General features: G+C 76.0%; 20 protein-coding genes and 1 riboswitch. Of the genes, 9 read left to right on the forward strand and 11 right to left on the reverse strand.

Going from position 1 to position 22,710, the window contains the following annotated elements; genetic code table 11:
* The first annotated feature begins 46 nt into the window (after window positions 1-46).
* From Sya03_RS19560 to Sya03_RS19570, 3 genes are all read left to right on the forward strand, one after another.
* A complete protein-coding gene (locus Sya03_RS19560) occupies window positions 47-2,368 on the forward strand; it encodes a putative bifunctional diguanylate cyclase/phosphodiesterase (RefSeq protein WP_203939779.1) in 2,322 nt (773 codons plus the stop codon).
* Window positions 2,369-2,473: 105 nt separating this feature from the next.
* Window positions 2,474-2,887 carry a DUF6401 family natural product biosynthesis protein gene (locus tag Sya03_RS19565; protein ID WP_203939780.1) on the forward strand — a complete coding sequence of 138 codons (414 nt, stop codon included), beginning with the start codon at window positions 2,474-2,476 and terminating at the stop codon, window positions 2,885-2,887.
* Window positions 2,888-2,977: 90 nt separating this feature from the next.
* Window positions 2,978-3,733, forward strand: coding sequence for a LamG-like jellyroll fold domain-containing protein (locus Sya03_RS19570; RefSeq protein WP_203939781.1), 756 nt, complete (start codon window positions 2,978-2,980; stop codon window positions 3,731-3,733).
* 59 nt (window positions 3,734-3,792) lie between these two features.
* Here the strand turns inward: Sya03_RS19570 and Sya03_RS19575 are convergent, their stop codons facing one another.
* The 7 genes from Sya03_RS19575 to Sya03_RS19600 all read right to left on the reverse strand — a co-directional run bounded on the left by Sya03_RS19575 (window position 3,793) and on the right by Sya03_RS19600 (window position 11,476).
* Window positions 3,793-3,996, reverse strand: coding sequence for a hypothetical protein (locus tag Sya03_RS19575; RefSeq protein WP_203939782.1), 204 nt, complete (start codon window positions 3,994-3,996; stop codon window positions 3,793-3,795).
* Window positions 3,997-4,203: 207 nt separating this feature from the next.
* Window positions 4,204-5,250 (reverse strand): cobalamin B12-binding domain-containing protein, encoded by a 1,047-nt coding sequence (locus Sya03_RS19580; protein ID WP_203939783.1) that lies wholly within the window; start codon window positions 5,248-5,250, stop codon window positions 4,204-4,206.
* The gene (locus Sya03_RS19585) at window positions 5,250-7,004 is read right to left on the reverse strand and encodes a PP2C family protein-serine/threonine phosphatase (protein ID WP_239107691.1); all 1,755 of its coding nucleotides are present in this window, start codon (window positions 7,002-7,004) and stop codon (window positions 5,250-5,252) included. The genes Sya03_RS19580 and Sya03_RS19585 overlap by 1 nt, the downstream gene beginning before the upstream one ends.
* Before the next feature lie 162 nt (window positions 7,005-7,166).
* The gene (locus Sya03_RS19590) at window positions 7,167-7,955 is read right to left on the reverse strand and encodes an exodeoxyribonuclease III (RefSeq protein ID WP_203939784.1); all 789 of its coding nucleotides are present in this window, start codon (window positions 7,953-7,955) and stop codon (window positions 7,167-7,169) included.
* Between the two features lie 29 nt (window positions 7,956-7,984).
* Window positions 7,985-8,116 (reverse strand): hypothetical protein, encoded by a 132-nt coding sequence (locus tag Sya03_RS31595; protein WP_275411462.1) that lies wholly within the window; start codon window positions 8,114-8,116, stop codon window positions 7,985-7,987.
* A 114-nt stretch (window positions 8,117-8,230) separates the two neighbouring features.
* Window positions 8,231-10,546: a putative bifunctional diguanylate cyclase/phosphodiesterase gene (locus Sya03_RS19595; RefSeq protein ID WP_239107692.1), complete on the reverse strand. Its 2,316-nt coding sequence runs from the start codon at window positions 10,544-10,546 to the stop codon at window positions 8,231-8,233.
* A 141-nt stretch (window positions 10,547-10,687) separates the two neighbouring features.
* Window positions 10,688-11,476 carry a universal stress protein gene (locus tag Sya03_RS19600; RefSeq protein ID WP_203939785.1) on the reverse strand — a complete coding sequence of 263 codons (789 nt, stop codon included), beginning with the start codon at window positions 11,474-11,476 and terminating at the stop codon, window positions 10,688-10,690.
* A 194-nt stretch (window positions 11,477-11,670) separates the two neighbouring features.
* On the opposite strand from Sya03_RS19600, the gene Sya03_RS19605 reads away from it, so the two are divergent.
* Window positions 11,671-12,954 carry a citrate synthase gene (locus Sya03_RS19605; protein WP_203939786.1) on the forward strand — a complete coding sequence of 428 codons (1,284 nt, stop codon included), beginning with the start codon at window positions 11,671-11,673 and terminating at the stop codon, window positions 12,952-12,954.
* 47 nt (window positions 12,955-13,001) lie between these two features.
* Here the strand turns inward: Sya03_RS19605 and Sya03_RS19610 are convergent, their stop codons facing one another.
* From Sya03_RS19610 to Sya03_RS19620, 3 genes are read right to left on the reverse strand one after another with little or no spacing between them, the layout of a single operon-like run.
* Window positions 13,002-14,252, reverse strand: a complete 1,251-nt coding sequence (locus Sya03_RS19610) for a glycosyltransferase (protein WP_203939787.1) — start codon at window positions 14,250-14,252, stop codon at window positions 13,002-13,004.
* Between the two features lie 5 nt (window positions 14,253-14,257).
* Window positions 14,258-14,755 carry an SRPBCC domain-containing protein gene (locus tag Sya03_RS19615; protein WP_203939788.1) on the reverse strand — a complete coding sequence of 166 codons (498 nt, stop codon included), beginning with the start codon at window positions 14,753-14,755 and terminating at the stop codon, window positions 14,258-14,260.
* The gene (locus Sya03_RS19620; RefSeq protein ID WP_203939789.1) at window positions 14,752-15,063 is read right to left on the reverse strand and encodes an ArsR/SmtB family transcription factor; all 312 of its coding nucleotides are present in this window, start codon (window positions 15,061-15,063) and stop codon (window positions 14,752-14,754) included. The genes Sya03_RS19615 and Sya03_RS19620 overlap by 4 nt, the downstream gene beginning before the upstream one ends.
* A gap of 189 nt (window positions 15,064-15,252) precedes the next feature.
* Here Sya03_RS19620 and Sya03_RS19625 point away from each other — a divergent pair, with 189 nt between their 5' ends.
* The 5 genes from Sya03_RS19625 to Sya03_RS19645 all read left to right on the forward strand — a co-directional run bounded on the left by Sya03_RS19625 (window position 15,253) and on the right by Sya03_RS19645 (window position 21,167).
* Window positions 15,253-16,755, forward strand: a complete 1,503-nt coding sequence (locus tag Sya03_RS19625; protein ID WP_203939790.1) for a gluconokinase — start codon at window positions 15,253-15,255, stop codon at window positions 16,753-16,755.
* Between the two features lie 64 nt (window positions 16,756-16,819).
* Window positions 16,820-16,889, forward strand: a riboswitch (cobalamin riboswitch).
* An 85-nt stretch (window positions 16,890-16,974) separates the two neighbouring features.
* The gene (locus Sya03_RS19630) at window positions 16,975-19,002 is read left to right on the forward strand and encodes a VWA domain-containing protein (protein WP_203939857.1); all 2,028 of its coding nucleotides are present in this window, start codon (window positions 16,975-16,977) and stop codon (window positions 19,000-19,002) included.
* Window positions 19,002-19,586 (forward strand): cob(I)yrinic acid a,c-diamide adenosyltransferase, encoded by a 585-nt coding sequence (gene cobO, locus Sya03_RS19635; RefSeq protein WP_203939791.1) that lies wholly within the window; start codon window positions 19,002-19,004, stop codon window positions 19,584-19,586. Before Sya03_RS19630 ends, cobO begins: the two co-directional genes overlap by 1 nt.
* Entirely contained in the window at window positions 19,583-20,947 is a 1,365-nt protein-coding gene (locus Sya03_RS19640) for a cobyrinic acid a,c-diamide synthase CobB (RefSeq protein ID WP_203939792.1), read from the forward strand. Before cobO ends, Sya03_RS19640 begins: the two co-directional genes overlap by 4 nt.
* Window positions 20,940-21,167 carry a hypothetical protein gene (locus tag Sya03_RS19645; RefSeq protein WP_203939793.1) on the forward strand — a complete coding sequence of 76 codons (228 nt, stop codon included), beginning with the start codon at window positions 20,940-20,942 and terminating at the stop codon, window positions 21,165-21,167. Before Sya03_RS19640 ends, Sya03_RS19645 begins: the two co-directional genes overlap by 8 nt.
* Here the strand turns inward: Sya03_RS19645 and Sya03_RS19650 are convergent.
* On the reverse strand, window positions 21,164-22,642 hold the full coding sequence (locus Sya03_RS19650) for a glutamate-cysteine ligase family protein (RefSeq protein ID WP_203939794.1): 1,479 nt from the start codon (window positions 22,640-22,642) through the stop codon (window positions 21,164-21,166). The two genes, Sya03_RS19645 and Sya03_RS19650, sit on opposite strands and share 4 nt — an antisense overlap.
* Window positions 22,643-22,710: the final 68 nt, after the last annotated feature.

Consider the following 22,710-nt stretch of genomic DNA (forward strand, 5'->3'; position numbering starts at 1 on the left):
GACTTCCCGATCATGCGACCGTGGGCCGGTAGGAGGTGTGACACCGGTGGTGCGGTGGTGGCTGTGGTACCTGCTCACGGCGGTCGCCGTCGTCGCCGGTGGCCCCGCGCTGCCCCCGTCCGCCGCCACGGCGCTCTACACCCTCGTCGGCCTGAGCGTCGTCGCGGCCATCGTGACCGGCATCCGGCGGCACCGCCCGGTGCGGCCCGCCGCCTGGTGGACCCTGCTCGCCGGCCTGAGCTGCGCCGCCGTCGCAAACCTGGGCTGGGCGGCCCTGCAGCTGCTGGGCGTGGTGGTGCCGCCGTTCTCGGTGCTCGACGTCCTCTACTACGCGATGTACCCGCTGATCGCGGCGGCGCTGGCCGTGCTGCCGGTGCACGGCCGCTACGGCAGCCCGCTGGCGGGCATGACCGAGGCGGGCATCATCACCTGCACCGCGGCGGTGCTGTGGTGGACGATGCTGGTGGACCCGCTGGTCATCGACCCCGGGCGGCTGCCCGCCGACCCCGACTTCCTCGCCTACCCGCTGCTGGACCTGCTGCTCGGCGCGATGGCCGTGCGGCTGGCGCTGGTCAGCGGCGCCCGCGCGGTGTCGTTCGTGCTGGTCCTGCTGTCGGCGGCCGCCCTGCTCACCGCGGACACGGTCTACTTCATGCACGCGGCGACCACCGGCTCGGTGGACAACCCGCCGCTGAGCACGGCCGGCTGGCTGCTGGCCAACGCGCTGCTCGGGGCGGCGGCGCTGCACCCGTCCATGGCGCGGGTGGCGCCCGACGGCACCGCCGGGGCGCAGACCGAGCGCATCGTGGCGCTGCCGCTGTACGTGGTCATGGTGGTGCTCACCCCGGTGGTCGCCGGCATCATGCTGGTGCACGAGATCCGGGCCGGCGGCATCGACGAGTGGGACGTGCTGGTGCCGCTGGCCGCCACCACGCTGACCGCCGTGCTGCTCGTGCAGCGCCTGCGCCAGCTGCACCGGGTCGCCCAGCGCCGCGCCGCCGACCTGGACGCGCGCGGCGGCGAGCTGGAGGCCGCCCTGCACAGCCAGGGCGAGCTGCAGCGCGAGCTGCGGCACCGGGCCTCGCACGACCCGCTGACCGGCCTGCCGAACCGGCTGCTCTGGCACGAGCGGGTGGCCGCCGCGCTGGCCGGCCGCGCCGACGGCGCGCTGTTCGTCGTCGACCTGGACGGCTTCAAGGACGTCAACGACCGCTTCGGCCACGCCATGGGCGACGACCTGCTGCTCGCCGTCGCCGCCCGGCTGCGCGGCCTGATGGGCGGCACCGGCCTGCTGGCCCGCCCCGGCGGCGACGAGTTCGCCGTGCTGGTCGAGCAGGGCGGGCCCGAGGCCGCCATCCGGTGCGCTCAGCACATCCTGCGGGCGATGCGCCGCCCGGTCGAGGTGCAGGGCCACGAGCTGTTCGCCACGGTCAGCATCGGCCTGCGGGTGCTCGACCCCGAGCTGACCGCCCTGGACATGCTGCGCGACGCCGACCTGGCGCTGCACGGCGCCAAGGCGGCCGGCAAGGACCAGCTGGTGCTGTACGACCGCCGGCTGCGCGAGGAGCGGCTGCAGCGCACCCGCACCGTGGAGCGGCTGCGCGGCGCCCTGGCCGACTCCGAGCTGCTGCTGCACTACCAGCCGCTGGTCCGGCTGGCCGACGAGCGGTTCGTGGCCGTCGAGGCGCTGATCCGGTGGCAGCCGCCGGGGGAGCGGCTGGTGCCGCCGGACGCGTTCATCCCGGCCGCCGAGGACAGCGGCCTCATCGTGGGCATCGGGGCGTGGGTGCTGCGCCAGGCCTGCGCGGACGCGGCGCCGTGGCACCAGCGGCACGGCACCCTGCTGTCGGTGAACGTCTCGCCGCGGCAGCTGCGCGAGCCGGACTTCGCGGCGATGGTCCGCGACGCGCTGGCCGCCTCCGGGCTGCCGCCGCAGGCGCTGATCCTGGAGATCACCGAGAACGTGCTGGTCGACGCGGGCGCGCCGACGGAGCTGGCGCTCGGGCACCTGAACGCGCTGCGGCTGGCCGGCGTGCGGGTCGCCGTGGACGACTTCGGCACCGGCTACTCGTCGCTGGCGTACCTGCGCGACCTGCCCATCGACCACGTGAAGATCGACCGCTCGTTCATGCCGGACCGGGCCACCGGCGACCCGCGGCTGCCGCTCGTCAAGGCCGTCATCGACCTGGCGAACGGGCTGGAGCTGGGCACGATCGCGGAGGGCGTGGAGACGGCCGAGCAGGCGGTGCTGCTGCGCGGGCTGGGCTGCGAGCGGGCCCAGGGCTGGCACTACGCGCGGCCCGCCCCGGCCGCCGAGGTGGCCCGGCTGCTGGCCGCCGGCCGGCGTGCGCCGGTCGCCACAGCGTGACCGGCAGACCCGTCCGTACCAGGCCCGGAGCACCCCGGTAGGCGTACGGGTGCCGTTCGGTCACCACGGCACCACGCCCTGTCCGGACTGCCTAACGTTCCCCGCATGACGAACGACTTCCTCGCCGCCGACGCCGCCGCCGACACCGCCGCCGACACCGCCGCCGCCCTCGCCGCGGAGCTGGCCGCCGACCCGGCCCGCGCCTTCCTCGACGACCTGATGGCGCGCGTCGGCGTGGACGGGCTGTCGGCCGCGCTGGCGCACCCGGGCCTGCTGGCCCAGGTCGACCAGCACGCGGCCGCGGTGCGCGAGTCGCTGCGCGCGGCGGGCCGGGCCGCCGACGCCGCGGGCCTGGCCGCGTACGGCCGGTCGATCGTCGCGGCGGCGGAGCGGATGGGCCGCCCGGTGCCGGCGGCGGGCGCCGCGTACGCGTCGACGCCGGCCTGGCTGGCCGCGGAGTGGCACCTGCTGCGCCTGGTCGCCGTCTGCCTGATCGCGGAGTCCGCCGGTCTGCTCTGAAAAGTAACCGTTCTGTCAGTAATCAGATTTTAGGTGCGAAACGCCCGTGCCGCGCTTTGCACAAAGTTCGGACATACGTAGCTTTTGGTCATGAAGTTCCGTCGAACGATCGTCGCGCTGGCGCTGCTGGCCATCCCCGCCGTGCCGACCCTGGCACTGGCCGCCCCCGCGGCCGCCCCCGCCACCGGCCCCGTCCGCGTGGCCGCGTACACCTTCAACGGTGGCGTGACCGCCTCCGGCCTCATCGCCTCGAACTCCACCCGCGGCACCGTGCTGCGCGTGCGCGCCGTCAACGGCGCCCGCATCACCGTCCCCACGTACCCGGGCACCACCGTCGACCGCTACGTGCGCTTCCCCGCCAAGTGCTCGGCCACCATGACGCGCTGCCCGCGCCTGCTGCTCGAGGGCACCGACGACCCCGACCTGGACCCGGGCACCCGGCCGTTCCGGTGGGGCGCGAAGGTGATCGCCACGCCGAACCACGTCGGCCTGTCGTCGAACGTCATGCAGAAGGGCGTCGCCACCACCGACAGCCAGTGGAAGATGCAGATCGGCGGCCAGAAGCACCGCGCCCAGTGCGTCGTCGTCGGCGTCGGCTCCACCCGCGCGTACGTCGCCAAGAGCGACATCGGCGTGGCCGACGGCCGGTGGCACAACCTGGTGTGCCTGCGCACCGCCACCAGCCTCACCGTCTACGTCGACGGCTCTGCCCGCGGCCGGGTCGCCCTGCCGGCCAACCTGAGCATCGCCAACAACCTGCCGCTGCGCGTCGGCGGCGCCAACTTCGGCGCCACCAGTGACAGCTTCAACGGCTGGGTCGACAACGTGTACGCCGACCGCCTCTGAACCGACCGACCACACGCAGCAGGGCCCGGGGACCACGTCCCCGGGCCCTGCCCCGTTTCCTAGCTGCGCCGGAAGGCGTACTGGCGGCGGCCCGCCGCCGCGGTGGTGCGGACCTTGCCGCCGCCGCGGCCGCCGTGGCGCGGAACCGCGCCCCCCGCGCCGCGGCCGTCGGCCGGCTTGCCGCCGGCGGCGCCGCCGGCCAGTTCGAGCAGCTTCAGCTCGTCGGGGTCGAGGTGGACCTGGAAATCGGGTCGTGCACGCATGGGGACCTCCCGGAAAAGGGTTCGGGCGCACCACGGCGGCCCGCGCGGCGGCGGCGCGGTGCGGTGACGGATGTGCCTCCGGCGCCGGGCTGGGAGCGGGCGCGGGGCGGGACGGGGTGCGGGCGGCGCGCGGTGCGGGCCGCCACGGACGCGTCAGGAGATCATGCGCGAGACGCTAGTCGCGGGCCGTGCGGGCCCGCAACGCATTTACCCGGCGGCGTCGACCGCGGCGATGCCGGCCTGCAGGATCGCGCTCGCCCGCGGGTAGTGCCGCAGCTGCGCCCGGTACGCCTCCAGGCCCACGGACAGCGCCGCCGGGGGCACCCCGCGCGCCGTCAGCACCGCCGCCGTCCACCCGATGAAGTCGGTGAACACGTCCGGGTCGTCCACGTACAGCGCCGCGGCCAGGAAGTCGGCGATGTGGCCGTAGTCCTCCAGCGTGGCGTCGCGCTGCCGCTCGTCGTAGGCCAGCGCCTCCGGGTACGCCGCCGCCAGCCGGCCCAGCGCCACGGCCAGGAACTCGCCCCGGCCGCGCACCACCTCGGTGTACTCGTCGTCGCCCAGGAACGGGCGGCTGTGCGGGTCGCCCGAGGCGGCCGGCGGCCAGTCGTGCTCCAGCCGGTCGGCAGCCTCCTCGGCGGTGGCCGCCCAGGCGTCCGCGCCGAGCAGCAGGGCGTGCCGGCCGTGCCGGCCGAACCCGGCGCCGCCCGCGATCACCGGCACGCCGACGGCCTGGCAGGCCGTGATGGCGGCGTGCGCGCGGGGCAGCCGGGTGGGCAGCGTGCAGCTCAGCGCCACCACGTCCGAGCCGGTCTGGTGCAGGTGGGTGATCAGGTGCGGCCCGGGCACGTTGGCGCCCAGGAAGTCGACCTGCCAGCCGCGCAGCCGCAGCACCTCGGCCAGGATGCGCACCGGCAGCGCATGCCACTCGCCGTCGGTGCAGGCCACCGTGAGCCGGCCGCGGCCGGGTCGCCGGTTGGTGCGGGCGGCCACGGCGGCGACGACCCGTTCGCTGATGGCGGTGGCGGCGTGCTCGCGGGCCACCGACCAGGCGTTGGCGGCCCACAGTTCGCCCACCTTGGCCTGGGTGGGCGCGATGAGGTCGAGCAGGATCCGCTCCGGCGGCACCCCGGCGCCGAGCAGCCCGAGCGCCAGCTCGACGGCGCCGTACTCGTCGCCGTCGCCCAGCAGGCCCAGGTACTCGTCCGAGAGCCCCGGGCGGTCGAGGCCCGGGCCGATCGTGTCGACGCTCATCAGCGGTGGCGGTTCCTCCCCGGGAGGCGGCGGGCGTCCACATGATAGTGCGAGCGGCCCGTCTGGTGCCCGGCGACGCCGGGCTGGCCGTCGAGGTCGGCCGCCAGCGTCAGCGGGGTCCGGGTGGGCGCGCGCACCGCCAGCATGGCGATGTCGTCGTGGGTGCCGCCGTGCACCCAGTCCGAGACGAGCTGGCGGATGCGCTCGACGACCGCGTCGGCCGGCATGCCCCGGCAGCTGGCCAGCGCGGCGTGCAGGCGCTTCTCGCCGTACAGCTCGTGGCCGGCGCCGCCGCGCGCCTCGGTCAGGCCGTCGCTGAACAGCAGGCACAGCTCGCCCGGGCCCAGCTCGATCGTGGCCGGCTGCACGACCGTGCGCGGCACCGCGCCGATCAGGGTGCCGCGGGTGGGCACCTCCTCGACGGAGCCGTCGGCGCGCAGCACCAGCGGCGCCGGGTGCCCGCCGGAGGCCAGCGTCATGCGCAGCCGCCCGGACTCGATCCGGCAGACCGTGCCGACGACCAGCGTGACGAAGCGGTGCGGGCGCCGGCCCGGCTGCAGCAGCGCCTGGTTGAGCACGTCCAGCATGGCGTCGGGGCGGCTCTCGACCAGGCGCAGCGCGCGGATGGTCTGGCGCACCTTGCCGGTCAGCACGGCCGCCTGGGCGCCCTTGCCGCACACGTCGCCCAGCACCACGACGGTCTCGCCGGACGGGCCGGCCGGCGGGAACACGTCGTAGAAGTCGCCGCCGACGCGGACCGCGTCCTGCGCGGGCTGGTACGCCCCGGCCAGCTCGATGCCGTCGGTCGGGGGCAGCTCCGGCGGCAGCAGGTCGGCCTGCAGGATCGCGGTGGTGTCGACCTGGTCGCGGTACAGCCCGGCCGCGGACACGGCGGCGCCGGCCCGGGCGGCGAAGATGCGGGTGAGCAGCTCGTCGTCCTCGCCGAACGCGGCGCCCGGCCCGCGCTTGGCCAGCACCAGCGCGCCGGCCGGCACCGCGTTGCCCGGCAGCGGGGTGACCAGCAGCGCGCCGACGTCACCGAAGCCGTCGGGCAGCAGCCAGGCCGGCGCCTGCGACGGGTCGAGCCAGCGGCTGGGGATCGGCGGGAAGCCCGCCAGCGCCTCGACCAGGCCGGGCACCTGCGCGATCTCGTGCTCGCGCATCGTGAACGGCTCCGGCGCCCCGCCCGCGACCAGGCGGAAGCACTCGATCTTGCGGCCGCGCGGCGGCAGCACCACGACGGCGGCGTCCGCGAGGTGCGCCACGGCCAGCTCGGCGGTGATGCGGGTGGACCGGGCCTCGTTCAGGGTGGCGCTCAGCCGGCGGCCCGCCTCGTCGAGGAAGGCGGTCCGGGAGCGCTCGGCCTCCAGCGCGGCGACCCGGGCGGCGGTCTCGGTGTCGTCGCGCAGGTACCACACGTAGTGCTCGTCGCCGAGCGAGCGGCGGCGGCCGTGCAGGCGGCGCCCCTCGTGCTCGGTGTCGAAGGCCTCGCCGCCGGCCAGGCCGGCGTCGGACAGCGCGGGGACGCCGAGGCCCGCGATCGTGAGCCCGCCGGAGGTGCGCTGCGCGGCCGGGCCGAGCAGCGTGCGGGCCGCCGCGTTGGCCAGCAGCACCTCGTCGGTGTCCGCCGCGCACAGCAGCATGGCCTCCGGGGAGGCGTCGAGGGTGGCGTGCAGAAGGGCCTGGGGAAGCGGGGCCGCCAGGACGGTCGCCGTGCTGCCGTCCGTGCGGTCGGTGCGCACGCGCGGGGCCAACGGGGTTCACATCCCTCCGGGAGCGTTCCGGTCTCGGGTTCCGGGCCGCATCCCTACTGTTGCGTCCGACCAGCCTACGCTGCCGGGCCGCCGGCGGCGCCTCCGCGCGCCCGCCGAACGGCCCGTCCTGCGTCGGTTCGCCCTGCTCGCGGGCGCGAACGGTCAGCCGGCGACGTCGAGATCCACCACGATCGGCGCGTGGTCCGACGGGCCCTTGCCCTTCCTGGCCTCCCGGTCGACGTACGCGTCGCGCACCGCGCCCGCCAGCGGAGCCGTCGCGTACACCAGGTCGATGCGCATGCCCTTGTTCTGGTGGAACATCCCGGCGCGGTAATCCCAATAGGTGAACGGGTGGTCGCCCTTGAGGGCGCGGGCGGGCACATCGGTGAGGCCCAGCGCCCGCAGGTCCGCCAGCGCGGCCCGCTCCGGCGCCGTCACGTGCGTGGACCCGGCGAACACGGCGCGGTCCCACACGTCGGCGTCGGTGGGGGCCACGTTGAAGTCGCCGGCCACCACGAGCGGCCCGGCGGCCACCTCCGGGGCCAGGGCGTCGCGCAGCGCCGCCAGCCAGCGCAGCTTGTACGCGTAGTGCGGGTCGTCCGGGGTGCGGCCGTTGGGCACGTACACCGACCAGAAGCGCACGCCGCCGCAGGTCGCGCCGATCGCGCGGGCCTCGGCGTCGTCCGGGCCGGGGAAGCCGGGCTCGCCGGGGAAGCCGAGCCGCACGTCGGCCAGGCCGACCCGGGACAGCAGCGCGACGCCGTTCCACCGGCCGTCGCCGTGCACGGCCGTCTCGTAGCCCAGCTCCGCGACCTCCGCGGCGGGGAAGCCGGCCGCGGCGACCTTGGTCTCCTGCAGGCACAGCACGTCGGGGCGCACGGCGCCGAGCCAGTCCAGCAGGCGCGGCAGCCGGGCCTTGACCGAGTTGACGTTCCAGGTGGCGAGGCGCATGCCCGCCAGAGTGCCCTACCGGCCGGGCGTCAGCCCGCGGAGGGGCGGCGTGCCGGGCGGGCGGTCTCGCGGGTGGCCAGCGCGAGCGCCCCGAGCAGCCCGCCGGACAGGACGAGCAGCACCAGCGCGAGCCAGAGCATCGTGTCGCCGTCGAACGGCATGGTCGCCTCCCCGGGGGTGTCGCCGTCACGGCGCGGTCGTGCCCTGTCTATCGGCCGCGGGGGCCCGATGAGAAGGATCCTGCCGCACCGCGGCCGTGCGGGGAAGGGTGCGATTCAGTTACCGGCGGTGAGCGGCCGGCGCGCCGCGGCGGCGTCCGGCACGCCCGGGATGGCGCCCCAGCGGGTGGCGAACTGGGCGGCCGTCACGGCCTTGCCCCACAGCCAGCCCTGCCCGAGCGGCACGCCGAGCGAGGCGAGGGCGTCGCGCTGTTCCACGGTCTCCACGCCCTCAGCCACGGTGCTCAGGCCGAGCGCCGTGCTCATCGCGACCACGGCCCGGACGATCTCCGAGTCGGAGTGGTCGGTGCCGAGGCCCGACACGAACGAGCGGTCGATCTTCACCCCGGTGACCGGGAACCGGCGCAGGTAGCCCAGCGCGGAGAAGCCCGTGCCGAAGTCGTCCACCGCGAGCCGCACGCCGAGCGCCCGCAGCTCGAACAGCACCTGGTCGGTCTGCGTCGAGGCGTCCACCATCACCGACTCGGTGATCTCCAGGGTGACGACGCCTGCGGGCAGGCCCAGGCCGGTCAGCTCGGCGCCCACCGCGGCGGGCAGGCCGCCGTCGCGCAGCTGCCGCGGCGACACGTTGATCGACATCCAGAAGTCGTCGGACACCGTGTGCTCGGCGCGCCACTGCGCGAGCTGCCGCAGCGACTCCTGACGCACCCAGGTGCCCAGCGCGTCGATCAGCCCGGCCTCCTCGGCGATCGGGATGAACACGCCGGGCGGGATCGGCCCGCGGCGCGGGTGGTCCCACCGCACCAGCGCCTCCGCCCCGACCGGCCGCCCGTCGGCGATGGCCACGATCGGCTGGTACGCCACGTGCAGCTCGCCGCGGGTCAGGGCCGTGCGCAGCGCGCCCTCCAGCTCCACCCGGTCGCGGGCCTGCTCGTGCATCGAGGTGTCGAACATCGTCGACCGGCCCGGGCCCTCGGTCTTCGACCGGAACAGGGCGGTGTCGGCGTCGCGCATCAGCGCCTCGGCGGTGGCCGTGCCGTCGGCGTCCGGCGTGGCGGCGGCGCTCGCGATGCCGACCGACGCGCTGACCACCACGTCGGTGCCCTGCACCGCCAGCGGCTCGGCCATGGCGGCCAGGATCCGCTCGGCGGTGCGCGCCGCGTGGGCGGCGTCGCCGATCTCCGCCACCACGAACTCGTCGCCGCCGATGCGGGCCACCGGGGTGCCCGGCGGCACCAGGCCGGTCAGGCGCCGGCCCACGTCGATGACGAGCTGGTCGCCGGCGTCGTGGCCGTACGACTCGTTGACGAACTTGAAGCCGTCCAGGTCCAGCGCGTACACCCAGACCCGCGCCGGGGAGTCCCGCGGGGCGGCGGCCAGCAGCGCGCCGATCTCGCGGGCCATCTGGCGGCGGTTCGGCAGGCCGGTCAGCGGGTCGTGGCGCGCCTGGTGCTCGGCGTGCCGCTGGGCGGCGGCCTCCGCCTGCACGGCCGACACGGCGCGGGCGATCAGCAGCAGCGCGATCAGCATGCCGCCCACCGCGATGATCAGGCGGTCGGCGGCGGAGCGGCCGCCGGCCAGCAGGTCCAGCACGAACGGGACCGCCGTCACCGGCACCAGCAGGGTCAGCCGCTGCCACGACCACGCCTGCGGCGGCGGCCGGGTCGCCCGGTCCAGCTCCGCCACCGACGGGTGCAGGGCGGCCAGGCCCAGCAGCCCGTACGTGACCAGGTACGGCGCGTCCAGCAGCGGGGAGCCGTAGATCTCGCCGCGGGTCGAGATGACCCCGTAGGCCAGGTCGCCGACGAGCAGCGACACCACGCCCAGGGTCAGGAAGATCTGGCTGGGCCGCCACACCGTGGTGGTGAACGCCATGTTCACGAACACCAGCACCAGCGCGACGTCGAAGAAGGGGTAGAGGCCCGACAGCACCGACGCCAGGACCGACCGGCTCTCCACGGACGCCGCCGGCACCGACAGCAGCAGCGCGCACGCCAGGCCCGCGCCGATGCACACGATGAACGCGTCCAGCACCGCCTGCCGCTCCAGGCCGCCGCGGGCGCGCAGCAGCAGCACCACGCCGGGCAGCAGCACGAAGTAGCCGGGCAGCACCAGCATGTCGGCGATGAACTGCTGCCACCCCGACAGCTCCGACACGAACGGCCGCACCACAACGCCCAGCAGGAACAGCGACGCCGCCGTCGTCATCAGCCGCCAGGCGGCGCGGGCGCGCACCCGGTGCATCCGGGGACCCGCGACCATCGCGGCCACCGATCCGGCCCCGATGACGGCGAAACAGGCCATGCTGACGGCGAGGGAGACGTCGGCCACGTACAGCACCGTGGCGGCGGCCGCCGCGGCCGCGAAGGCCCGCCACTGCCACCGGCCGGTCGTCGACGGTCCTGTGCGCACCGCCACCGCCCTCCGCAAGCACCGGCGGACAACTGAAGGATCAGGCCACCGTACAAGTCCGACGCCGGTCCCATCGGCACACGAACGGGCACCCTGAGCGCTCCGAAGGAACAACCGTGCCGAGACGTTCAGCCGCCCCCATCAGGGCGTATGTCCGTGCACCACGACGACCGGGCCCGGCGCGTGCCGCACCACGTGCTGCGCGACCGGGCCGAACAGCCGGCTCGCCGTGCCGCGCGCCCCGATGACCAGCCGGCTGGCGCCGGCCGCCGCGCGCACCAGTTCGGCCCCGGGCTCGCCGGTGATCACCTCCGGCGTGTGGTCCTTGGCGGCGTCGTCCAGCGCGGCGGTCAGCTCCGCCGCCAGCGCCGCCGGCTCCGCGCCGGCCCGGGTCACGTGCAGCACCCGCAGCGGCACCGACGCGCGCGCCGCGCACGCGGCCGCGTGCCGGGCCACCTCCGCCGCGGCGGGGGAGGCGTCCACCCCGGCCACCACCGGCCCGCCGGGCGCGCCGCCGGCGCGGGCCACGAGCACCGGCCGCCACGACCGAGCCACCACCTGCAGCAGCACCGAGTCCAGCGGCACCGGGCTCGACGGGGCCTCCAGGTCGTCGCCGACCACCACCAGCCCGGCCGACCGGCTGTGCTGCACCAGCACCCGGGCGGGCGCCCCGTCGACGAGCACGCCGCGCACCGGGGTCCGCGGCGCCAGCCGCACCGCCGTGGCCACCGCGCGGTCCAGCAGCGCGGCCGCCTCGTCGCGCAGCTGCTGATACGGGCGCTCCGCGTCGTGCGGCGACCAGGCGAACGCGTGCACCACCCGCAGCTCGGCCCCGCGGGCCGCCGCCTCACCCGCCGCCGTGCGCACGGCGTGCAGCGCGGCCGCGGTGCCGTCCACGCCGACCACGACCGGGCCGTCCTCGGGATGCATGGGTGTCCGCCTCCTCCGGGTGTCGCCGGGTGTCTGTGTTCATCATGGTCGATGGGGCGGATGGGCGCTGCGTCAAGATTGAGGGCGGGTGATCAATGCCTCAGGGGGTGGACAGGCCGTGGACCGCCTAGATTGAGGGTTTACGGTGAAGTAGAGGTTCGCGGGGACATCTGCCGGTGAAGTGAGGGAAATACATGACGGATGTCAAGCTCGACCACCCCGGTGGGCAGCTGTCGATGCCGGTCCGCCCGGCCGTCGAGGGTCCGGGTGGGATCGACGTCGGCGCCCTGCTGAAGGAGACCGGCTACGTCACCCTCGACCAGGGCTTCGTCAACACGGCGTCGTGCTCGTCGACCATCACCTACATCGATGGTGACGCGGGCATCCTGCGCTACCGCGGTTACCCCATCGACCAGCTCGCCGAACGCTCGACGTTCCTCGAGGTGTCGTACCTGCTGATCCACGACGCGCTGCCGACCCCGGCCGAGCTGGCCGAGTTCGCCGACAAGATCCGCGTGCACACCCTCCTGCAGGAGGAGATGCGCCAGTTCTTCGGCGGCTTCCCGCGCGACGCGCACCCGATGGCCGTGCTGTCGTCCGCCGTCACCGCGCTGTCGACCTTCTACCAGGACGCGCTCGACCCCAACGATCCCGAGCAGGTCGAGATCTCCGGCATCCGCCTGATGGCGAAGCTTCCGACCATCGCCGCGTACGCCTACAAGAAGAGCATCGGCCACCCGCTGCCGTACCCGGACAACAGCCTGGACTACGTGCAGAACTTCCTGCGGATGACCTTCGGCCTGCCCACCGTGCAGTACGACGTGGACCCGACCCTGGCCAAGGTCCTCGACATGCTGTTCATCCTGCACGCCGACCACGAGCAGAACTGCTCCACGTCGACCGTGCGCCTCGTCGGCTCGTCCGGCGCGAACCTCTACTCCTCCGTTGCGGCCGGCGTCAACGCGCTCTCCGGCCCGCTGCACGGCGGCGCCAACTCGGCCGTGCTCGAGATGCTCGAGCAGATCCGCGTCGACGGCGGCGACGTCGACGCCTTCGTGCGCCGGGTCAAGGCGAAGGAGAAGGGGGTCAAGCTGATGGGCTTCGGCCACCGGGTCTACAAGAACTACGACCCGCGCGCCGCCATCGTGAAGAAGGCCGCCCAGGACGTGCTGTCCACGATGGCCAAGCCCGACCCGCTGCTGGAGATCGCCTTCAAGCTGGAGGAGATCGCGCTGGCCGACGACTACTTCGTGTCCCGCAAGCTGTACCCGAACGTCGACTTCTACACGGGCCTCATCTACAAGGCGATGGGCTTCCCGACGAAGATGTTCACGGTGCTGTTCGCGCTGGGCCGCCTGCCGGGCTGGATCGCCCAGTGGCGCGAGATGGTCAACGACCCGGCCAACAAGATCGGCCGTCCGCGCCAGCTCTACACGGGCTCGCCGGAGCGCGAGTTCGTCCCGATCGACAAGCGCTGACCCGCGCTGCGCGTACGGCCGTCCCCGGCGCGGGGGCGGCCGTTCGCTCATTCCCGGTTGCGGATCCAGTCCGCGACGCGGGCCGTGCCGTCCTCGGTGGCCAGCCGGCGCGAGACGCCGCGGGCGCAGCGGGCGTAGTCGTCGCGGCGGGCCTCCGTGATGGCCGCCGCGAGGGTGTCGGCGGTGAGCCGGCGCAGCGGCAGCGGGGGCGGGGCGGCGCCGAGGGCGTGCAGCCGGGCCGCCCAGAACGGCTGGTCGGCCAGCACGGGCACGGCGACGGCGGGCACCCCGGCGCGCAGGCCCGCGGCCGTGGTGCCGGCGCCGGCGTGGTGCACGACGGCGGCCACCCGCGGGAACAGCCAGTCGTGCGGCACCTCGCCGATCGACAGCACCCGGTCGTCGCCGCCGACGTCGAGGCCGGACCACCCGGCCTGCACGACGGCGCGCACACCGGCCCGCTCGACGGCCGCGCGCACGGTGCCGGCGAGCCGCTCGCCCTGGCCGGTGGCCATGCTGCCGAAGCCGACGAACACCGGCGGCGGGCCGGCGGTGAGGAACGCGGCCAGCTCGGGCGGCGGAGTCCAGCCGGGGCGCGGCGCGGGCCACCAGTAGCCGACGACCTCCAGCTGCGGGCGCCAGTCGCGCGGGCGCGGCACGACGGCGGTGCTGAAGCCGTGGAACGTGGGGAAGCGGCCGCCGTCCTGGCGGGCCCGGAGCCGGCGCAGACCCTGCCGGGGCAGGCCGAGCGAGCGCCGCAGGTCCATCACCGGCCCCCGGTACAGCCCCTGGCTGACGGTCAGCGCGGCGGCGGTCAGCGCCCGGTTGCCCGGGGCGCCGACGGACCGGCCGCCCAGCAGCACCGACCCGAACGCGCCGGTCGGGGCGATGGGCTGCAGGAACGCCCCCGCCCACGGCACCCCGGCCGCCTCGGCGACCTGGTAGCCGAGCGGGGCGACCATCGTGGACAGCAGCATCGCCTGCGGCCGGGTGGCCTCGGCGGCGGCCGCGATGCCGTCGCCCAGCTCGGCGATCAGCGGGTGCGCGATGCGCAGCAGCTGCGCCAGGGCGCGCGGGCCGGTGCCGGAGCGCTCGCCGTCCTGGCCGTGCGCCTGGGGCAGGACGGCGCGCAGGTCGCCGGGCAGCGGGTGGAACGCCGTCCCGGCAGCCCGCACCGCGTCGGCGAACGGCGCGTGGGTGGCGAGGGTGACCTCGTGGCCGTCGCCGCACAGGCGGGCGGCGAGGCCGGTGTAGGGCGCGACGTCGCCCATCGACCCGGACGTGACGATGAGGACGCGCACGCCTCCTAGTGTGCCGTGCCGAGGATCTCCGCGTACCGGTCGTGCAGCTCCTGCCACCCGTGGCGCAGCGCCTCCGCGCCCGCGACCGGCTCGGGGTCCGCCCCGGCGAGCAGCGCGTCGGCGGCGTCCAGGCACAGGTGCCAGCCGGCCGCGTTCATCGGCAGCTGCCCGGGCTCGGTGACGGTGTCGCGCAGGGTGAGCCGGGTGCCGCCGCCCGGGGTGGGTTCCAGCTCCCAGCGCAGCACGTTGTCGCCCCAGGTGTGCTCCAGCAGCGACGGCGCCCGCGCCGTCACCACGGTCACCGTCAGCGGGGGCGACGGCTCGTCGTCCACCATGGTCAGCGTGGCCGGGCCGGCGGCGCCGAGGTCGCGGTCGGCGGTGTACGGGGCCCAGCGGGCCAGCAGCTCGGGGCGCACCAGGGCGGCCCACACCCGTTCGGGGCTGTGCCGCAGCTCGCGCACGAACACCAGGGTCAGGCCGTCTGCGTGGACGTCACCGGTCATCGTTCCTCCTCGTCGAGCAGGGTCTCCAGGGCGTCGAGGTGCCGCTCCCACAGCGCCCGGTACGGCGCCAGCCAGGCGTCCAGGTCGCGCAGCGGTCCCGGCTCGATGCGGTAGACGCGCTGCTGGGCGGCCGGGCGCGCCGTGACGAACCCGGCCTCGCGCAGCACCCGCAGGTGCTTGGAGACGGCGGGCTGGCTGACGGCGAGGGCGGCGGCGAGGTCGCCGACCGTGCGGTCGCCGCGGCGCAGGGCGTCGAGGATCCGCCGCCGGGTGGGCTCGGCGAGGACGGCGAAGGTGTCGGCAGGCACCCAGCGACTATGCCTCACCAGGCATATACGCGTCAAGGCATGTACGGAACGAGACCAACCGATCCGGCCGGCTGCGGCCGCCGCCACCGCCGTCGAGGCGACCCGGCCGGGCGCCGCGCCGGTGGTGGTCGCGCTGCCCTGACGGGTCCCCGGCGTTTCGGCGGCGGCCCGGCAGGCAAGATTGCACGGGTGGACGTCGTGATCGCGCTCGATACCGGAACCACCTCGACCAAGGCGGTCGCCGCCGGGCCGGACGGGCGGGTGCGGGCGCACGCCGACGCCGGCTACCCGCTGCAGGTGCCGGGCCCGGGCCGGGCGGAGCTCGACCCCGTTGCCATCGTCGACGCGGTGCGCTCGGCGCTGGCCGACGTGCTCACCAAGCTGCCCGACGGCGACCGGGTCGTCGCGCTCAGCCTGAGCGCCGCGATGCACGGCGTCGTGCCGCTCGACGCCGACGGGCGGCCGTGCGGGCCGCTGGTGACCTGGGCCGACGACCGCGCCGCGGAGACCGTCGGGCGGCTGCACGAGGTGGCCGCCGGCCTGCACCGGCGCACCGGCACGCCCGTGCATCCGATGTCGCCGCTGGCGAAGCTGGCCTGGTGGCGGGAGAACGACCCCGAGCTGCTGGCCCGCGCGCACCGCTGGGGCGGGGTGAAAGACCTGCAGATCGCGGCCGTCTGCGGGCCCGGGCTGCCGATCGACCTGTCCAGCGCCGCCACCACCGGCCTGTACGACATCATGTCCCGCCGCTGGGACGACGAGGCCCTCGCCGTCACCGGGGTGCGCCACGACCAGCTGCCCGAGGTGGTGTCCACCACGCACCGGCTCAAGCCGCTGCCCGACCTGGGCGTCGGCGACGTGCCGGTCATCATCGGGGCCGCCGACGGCCCGCTGGCCAACCTCGGGCTCGGCGCCGTCGCGCCCGGCGTCGCGGCCGTGTCGCTCGGCACCAGCGGCGCCCTGCGGGTCATGACGGACCGGCCCGCCGTCGACGACGACCTGCGGCTGTTCTGCTACCCGCTCACCGACGACCACTGGGTGCTCGGCGGCGCGGTCAACAACGCCGGCTCGGTGCTGCGCTGGGCCCGCGACGCGTTCGAGGCGTCCGAGCAGGAGCTCATCGAGGAGGCCGCCGCGGAACCCGTCGGCGCCGAAGGGCTGCTGTGCCTGCCGTACCTGCTGGGCGAGCGCGCCCCGTGGTGGCGGGCCGGGCTGCGCGGGGCGTACCTGGGGCTGCGCCGCGACCACAATCGCGGCCACCTCGTCCGGGCCGCCGTCGAGGGCGTGTGCCAGCAGCTCGCGCTCGTCCGCGACGCCGTGCGGGCCGCCGGGGTCGAGGTGCGGGAGATCCGGGCCACCGGCGGGGCGGTCGCGTCGCCGTTCTGGGTCGAGACGCTCGCCGCCGCGCTCGACCAGCCGGTGCGCACCGCCGCGTCGCCGGAGGGCACCGGCGTCGGCGCCTGCCTGCTCGCGTTCCACGCCCTCGGCGTGCTGCCCGACCTGGACGCCACCGCCGACCTGGTCGCCCTGAACGAGCCGGTCGGGCCGGACCCGGCGGCCGCCGCCCGGTACGCGCGGATGCGCCCGCTGGTCGAGCGGGCCACCCTGGCCATCGCCGACGTGCTCGCCGAGCTGGACGACATCTCCGACACCCGGGCGCCCGGCGCGGAGCGGACCGCCGCGAAGGAGTAGGGCGGGTCGCGTCACGTTGACGCCGTCACGCCGGGTGGGGGAGGGTGGTCGGCGAGCGGTCGCGGAGGAACCCGGTGAAAGTCCGGGACGGTCCCGCCACTGTGACCGGGCGCGCGCCCGGGAGCCAGGAACTCCGGCCGCTCGCAGCACCCTCACTTCGGACGCGGGCGTGGACACCCGCGGAAGGGATCCGCGCATGCCGTCGCGCCGATGCGGGCGATGACCCCGTACCCGTTCGCCGCCGTCGTCGGCCTCGACGACCTCCGCCTGGCCCTGCTGCTCACCGCCGTGTCGCCCGCCGTGGGCGGGGTGCTGGTGCGCGGCGAGAAGGGCACCGCCAAGTCCACCGTGGTCCGCGCGCTCGCGGCGCTGCTGCCGGGCGTCGACGTGGTCGCCGGGTGCCGGTTCGCCTGCGACCCCGCCGCCCCGGACGCCGCCTGCCCGGACGGCCCGCACGCCGCGCCCGTCGCCGCCACCCGGCCCGCCCGCCTGGTCGAGCTGCCGGTCGGCGCCACCGAGGACCGGGTCGTCGGCACGCTGGACATCCGGCGCGCCCTCGCCGACGGCGTCACGGCGTACGAGCCGGGCCTGCTCGCCGCCGCCCACCGCGGGGTGCTCTACGTCGACGAGGTCAACCTGTTGCCCGACCACCTCGTGGACCTGCTGCTGGACGCCGCCGCGATGGGCCGCGCCCACGTCGAGCGCGACGGCCTCAGCGTCCAGCACGCCGCCCGGTTCCTGCTGGTCGGCACGATGAACCCGGAGGAGGGCGAGCCGCGCCCGCAGCTGGTCGACCGGTTCGGCCTGGTGGTGACCGTGCGCGCGCCGCGCGAGCCCGGCGCCCGGGCCGAGGTGGTGCGCCGCCGGCTGGCGTACGACGCCGACCCGGCCGGGTTCGCCGCGCGCTGGGCCGGCGCGGACGACGCGCTGGCCGTGCGCATCGCCGACGCCCGGCGCCGGCTGCCCGGCGTGCTGCTGCCCGACGCCCAGCTCGACCGGATCGCGCGCATCTGCGTCGAGTACGGCGTGGACGGGATGCGCGCCGACATCGTGGTGGCCCGGGCCGCGGTCGCGCTGGCCGCCTGGCACGGCCACGACACTGTCACCGCCGACGACATCCGCGACGCCGCCCGGCTCGCCCTGCCGCACCGGCGGCGCCGCGACCCGCTCGACCCGCCCGGCACCGACGAGCAGAAGCTTGACGACCTGCTGGAACGCGACGCCGCCGACCACCCCGACGAGCCGCCGCCCGGCGACTCCGACGGCGACGAGGACCCGCAGCCGCCCCCGCCCGGCGGCGGCGGCCCGAATCCGGACGACCCCGGCCCGGATGACGGCGGCCCCGACGGCGGTCCCGGCGGCGGTCCCGGCGGCGGCGCGCCTGCACCAACCGACGGCGCAGCGACGCCGGACGGCGACCCGGCCGGTGACCCCGGCGGCGACCCGGGCGACGCCGACCGCCCCGACCCGCGGCCCGCCCCGCAGCCCGTCGGCGCGCCCGCCGCCGCCGGACCCGCCTACCGCCCCCGCGCCCTGCGCCTGGCCGCCCGCGGCGACGGCGGCCACGCCGGCCGCCGCTCGCCCGCCTACGCCCGCCGGGGCCGGATCGTCCGGTCCCGGGCCCCGCGCGGCGACCGGCTCACCGGCGCGGTGCACCTGCCCGCCACCCTGCGCGCGGCGGCCCAGCGCGGCGCCCGCCGGGCGACCGTGGCGGACCTGCGCGAGGCCGTCCACGTCGGCCGGGAGGCGAACCTGGTGCTGTTCGTCGTCGACGCCTCCGGCTCGATGGCGGCCCGGCGCCGGATGACCGTCGTCAAGACGGCCGTGCTGTCGCTGCTGCGCGACGCGTACCAGCGGCGCGACCGGGTCGGCATGATCACCTTCCGGGGCCGGACGGCCGAGGCGGTGCTGCCGCCCACGTCCAGCCACGAGGTGGGCGTCGCCCGGCTCGCCGACCTGCGCACCGGCGGGCGTACCCCGCTGGCCGCCGGCCTGCGCACCGCGGCCGCGACCCTCGCCACCGAGCGCCGCCGCGACCCGCGGCGGCGGGCCCTGCTCGTGGTCGTCACCGACGGGCGCGCCACCAGCGGCCCGGATCCGGTGACCGTGGCCGGCGCCCTCGCCGGGGTGGCCGCCGTCGTCGTGGACTGCGAGTCGGGGCCGGTCCGGCTCGGGCTGGCCGGGCGGCTCGCCGCCGCGCTGTCGGCCGACTGCATCCCGCTGGAGCACCTGGAGAGGGCCGCCTGATGCCGCAGGGGAAGGTCGAGGTCGTCCCGGACGACGGGCTGACGACCCGCCAGCGCCGCCGCCAGGCCGTGCTGGCCGTGCACACCGGGCACGGCAAGGGCAAGTCGACGGCCGCGTTCGGGATGGCGCTGCGCGCGTGGAGCCAGGGCTGGCCGATCGGCGTGTTCCAGTTCGTGAAGAGCCAGAAGTGGCGGGTCGGCGAGGAGGCCGCCATGCGGCAGCTCGGCAACGTCACCTGGCACAAGATGGGCGAGGGCTGGTCGTGGATCCAGCGCGCCGGCACCGAGCGCGACCACGCCGCCGAGGCCGCCGAGGGCTGGGCGCAGATCAAGCGGGACCTGGCCGCCGAGACGTACCGCTTCTACGTGCTGGACGAGTTCACGTACCCGATGAAGTGGGGGTGGGTCGACGTCGCCGACGTGGTGGCGACCCTGCGGGAGCGCCCCGGCACCCAGCACGTGGTGGTCACCGGCCGGGACGCGCACCCGGACCTGCTGGCCGCCGCCGACCTGGTCACCGAGATGACGAAGGTCAAGCACCCGATGGACGCGGGCCGCAAGGGCCAGGCGGGCATCGAGTGGTGATCCCGCGCGTCGTCGTGGCGGCGCCCGCGTCCGGCCACGGCAAGACCACCGTCGCGACGGGGCTGCTGGCCGCGTTCGCCGCCCGGGGCACCCGGGTCGCCCCGTTCAAGGTCGGCCCCGACTACATCGACCCCGGCTACCACGCCTTGGCCGCCGGCCGGCCGGGCCGCAACCTCGACCCGGTCATGGTCGGCGAGGACACCGTGGCGCCGCTGTTCGCCCACGGCGCCGCCGGCGCGGACCTGGCCGTCGTCGAGGGCGTCATGGGCCTGTACGACGGGCGGGTCGGCGGCGGCGACACCGGCTCTACCGCGCACGTCGCCCGGCTGCTGGACGCCCCGATCGTGCTGGTCGTGGACGCCGCCGCGCAGGGCCGCTCGGTGGCCGCCCTGGTGCACGGCTTCCGCAGCTTCGGCGACGCCCGCATCGCCGGGGTCATCCTGAACCGGGTCGGCTCCGACCGGCACGAGTCGCTGCTGCGCGACGCGTGCGAGGAGGTCGGCACGCCCGTGTTCGGGGCGCTGCGCCGCGCCGACGCGGTCGCCGCCCCGTCGCGGCACCTGGGCCTGGTGCCCGCCGCCGAGCGGCACGCCGAGGCGCTGGCGTCCGTCGCCGCGCTGACCGCGCTGATCGCCGCGAGCGTCGACCTGGACGCGATCCACGCGGTGGCCCGCTCCGCGCCGCCGCTGGCCGCCGCGCCGTGGTCGCCCGCCGCCCCCGACCCGGTGCCGGGCTGCCCGGTGGTCGCGGTCGCCGGGGGCGCCGCGTTCAGCTTCGGGTACGCCGAGACCGTCGAGCTGCTCGCCGGCGCGGGCGCCGAGGTGGTCACCGTCGACCCGCTGCGCGACGAGGCCCTGCCGGCCGGCACCCGCGGCCTGGTCGTCGGCGGCGGCTTCCCCGAGGTGTACGCGGCCGAGCTGTCCGCCAACGCGGCGCTGCGCGACGCCGTCGCCGGCCTCGCCGCCACCGGCGCCCCGATCGTCGCCGAGTGCGCGGGCCTGCTCTGGCTGTGCCGCACCCTCGACGGCGCCCCCATGTGCGGCGTCCTGGACGCCGACGCCGCCATGACGCCGCGGCTGACCCTCGGCTACCGCGACGCCGTCGCCCTCGCCGACAGCCCCCTCGCCGCCACCGGCACCCGGCTCACCGGCCACGAGTTCCACCGCACCGCCGTGCACCCGCGCTCCGGCCTGCTGCTGTCGCCCGCGGGCGCGGCCGCCTGGGCGTGGCGCGGCGGCGACCCGGAGGGCTTCGCGGCGCCCGGCCTGCACGCGTCCTATCTGCATCTGCACTGGGCGGGCCGGCCGGACATCGCCCGGCGCGTGGTCGCCGCCGCGGGGTACAACGATCACCATGACTGAGCAGAACCGCAGCAACCCCGGCTGGGGCACGTCGCCGTGGGCGTGGGGCGTCGGCCTGCCGATCGGCATGATCGTCGGCATCGCCCTGTTCGACAGCATCGCCGTCGCCGTCATCGCCGGCCTGGCGATCGGCACCGCGTTCGCCATCGCCTTCGGCGCGGCCGACCGGGCCCGGCGCGACCGGACCGCGGAGGCGCCCCCGCCCGGCCCGGAGCGCTAGGCCTCCGGCCACTCGTGCACGGGCACGTTGTCGTGCATGGGCGGCAGGTAGCGGCGCAGCATCTCGCGCAGGGCGGCGGGCCGGTCCAGGTGCCCCTCGTCCTCCAGCGCGTGCAGCGTGTCCACCTGCCACGTGGCGCCGTTGCGGCCGGTCAGGCACCGCTGCTCGATGACGCCCAGCAGCCGGTCGCGGTGCTGCGGGGCGACGCCCCAGCGGTCCAGCCCGGCGTGCGCCAGCGGCAGCAGCCGCCGCAGCACCAGCTCGGCGACCGGCACGTAGCCCAGCTGCGGCCAGTAGACGGTGGCGGCGATGCCGTGCCGGGCGCAGGCGTGGAAGTTCTCCTCGGCGGCGCTGAACGACATCTGCGACCACAGCGGGCGCTCCGCCTCGGCGAGGGTGCGCACCAGCCCGAAGTAGAACGCGCCGTTGGCCAGGGTGTCGACGACGGTCGGCCCGGCCGGCAGCACCCGGTTCTCCACCCGCAGGTGCGGCCGGCCGCGCACCACCGCGTAGATCGGCCGGTTCCAGCGGTAGATCGTGCCGTTGTGCAGGCGCAGCTCGCTCAGCTCGGGGATGTCGCCGCGGTTGAGCACGTCGCCCGGGTCGTCGGCGTCCGAGATGGGCAGCAGCGCCGGGAAGTAGCGCACGTTCTCCTCGAACAGGTCGAACACGCTGGTGATCCAGCGCTCGCCGAACCACACCCGGGGGCGTACCCCCTGCGCCTTGATCTCCTCGCTGCGGGTGTCGGTGGCCTGCTCGAACAGCGGGATGCGGGTCTCGCGCCACAGCTCGCGGCCGAACAGCAGCGGCGCGTTGGCGCCGAGCGCGACCTGGACGCCGGCGATGGCCTGCGCGGCGTTCCAGTAACCCGCGAACCGTTCCGGGCTGACCTGCAGGTGGAACTGGGTGCTGGTGCACGCCGCCTCGGGCGCGATCGTGTCCGTGGTGACGGCGAGCCGGTCGACGCCGTCGATGCGGATGTCCAGGTCCTCACCGCGGGCGGCGAAGATCTGCTCGTTGAGCAGCGCGTAGCGCGGGTTCGCCGACAGCGCCGCCGACGTCAGGTGCTCCTTCCGCAGCGTCGGCAGGATGCCGATCATCGCCATGTGCGCGCCGGCCGAGCGGGCGTGCTCCTCGGCGTTGTTCAGGCTGGCCCGCAGCGAGTCCTCCAGCCCGGCCAGCTCGTCGCCGGCCAGCCGGCGCGGCGGCACGTTGATCTCGACGTTGAACTGGCCCAGCTCCGTCTGGAAGTCCGGGTCGGCGATGGCGTCGAGCACCTCGGCGTTGCGCATCGCCGGGTCGCACTGCTCGTCGACGAGGTTGAGCTCGATCTCCATGCCGGTGAGCGGGCGCTCCGCCTCGAAGCGCGACTCGCGCAGCATCTGGGCGAACACGTCCAGGCTCCGCCGGATCTTGTGCCGGTACCGCCGCCGGTCCTCGCGGGTGAACTCCCGGCTGTCGACCTCTTCACCCATCGGGCACCGCCTTCCGACTCGGGCCACCCCCGCTAGCTATGATCGCCGGGTTCGACCGCGCGCGCAGC

This window comes from Spirilliplanes yamanashiensis, assembly GCF_016863475.1.
GTDB classification, from domain to species: Bacteria; Actinomycetota; Actinomycetes; order Mycobacteriales; family Micromonosporaceae; genus Spirilliplanes; species Spirilliplanes yamanashiensis.

Coding starts and splice junctions, on each gene's coding strand:
- Sya03_RS19565 (WP_203939780.1), top strand. CDS start 2,474: ATGACGAACGACTTCCTCGCCGCCGACGCCGCCGCCGACACCGCCGCC.
- Sya03_RS19570 (WP_203939781.1), top strand. CDS start 2,978: ATGAAGTTCCGTCGAACGATCGTCGCGCTGGCGCTGCTGGCCATCCCC.
- Sya03_RS19575 (WP_203939782.1), bottom strand. CDS start 3,996: ATGCGTGCACGACCCGATTTCCAGGTCCACCTCGACCCCGACGAGCTG.
- Sya03_RS19580 (WP_203939783.1), bottom strand. CDS start 5,250: ATGAGCGTCGACACGATCGGCCCGGGCCTCGACCGCCCGGGGCTCTCG.
- Sya03_RS19590 (WP_203939784.1), bottom strand. CDS start 7,955: ATGCGCCTCGCCACCTGGAACGTCAACTCGGTCAAGGCCCGGCTGCCG.
- Sya03_RS31595 (WP_275411462.1), bottom strand. CDS start 8,116: ATGCCGTTCGACGGCGACACGATGCTCTGGCTCGCGCTGGTGCTGCTC.
- Sya03_RS19600 (WP_203939785.1), bottom strand. CDS start 11,476: ATGCATCCCGAGGACGGCCCGGTCGTGGTCGGCGTGGACGGCACCGCG.
- Sya03_RS19605 (WP_203939786.1), top strand. CDS start 11,671: ATGACGGATGTCAAGCTCGACCACCCCGGTGGGCAGCTGTCGATGCCG.
- Sya03_RS19615 (WP_203939788.1), bottom strand. CDS start 14,755: ATGACCGGTGACGTCCACGCAGACGGCCTGACCCTGGTGTTCGTGCGC.
- Sya03_RS19630 (WP_203939857.1), top strand. CDS start 16,975: ATGACCCCGTACCCGTTCGCCGCCGTCGTCGGCCTCGACGACCTCCGC.
- cobO (WP_203939791.1), top strand. CDS start 19,002: ATGCCGCAGGGGAAGGTCGAGGTCGTCCCGGACGACGGGCTGACGACC.
- Sya03_RS19645 (WP_203939793.1), top strand. CDS start 20,940: ATGACTGAGCAGAACCGCAGCAACCCCGGCTGGGGCACGTCGCCGTGG.
- Sya03_RS19650 (WP_203939794.1), bottom strand. CDS start 22,642: ATGGGTGAAGAGGTCGACAGCCGGGAGTTCACCCGCGAGGACCGGCGG.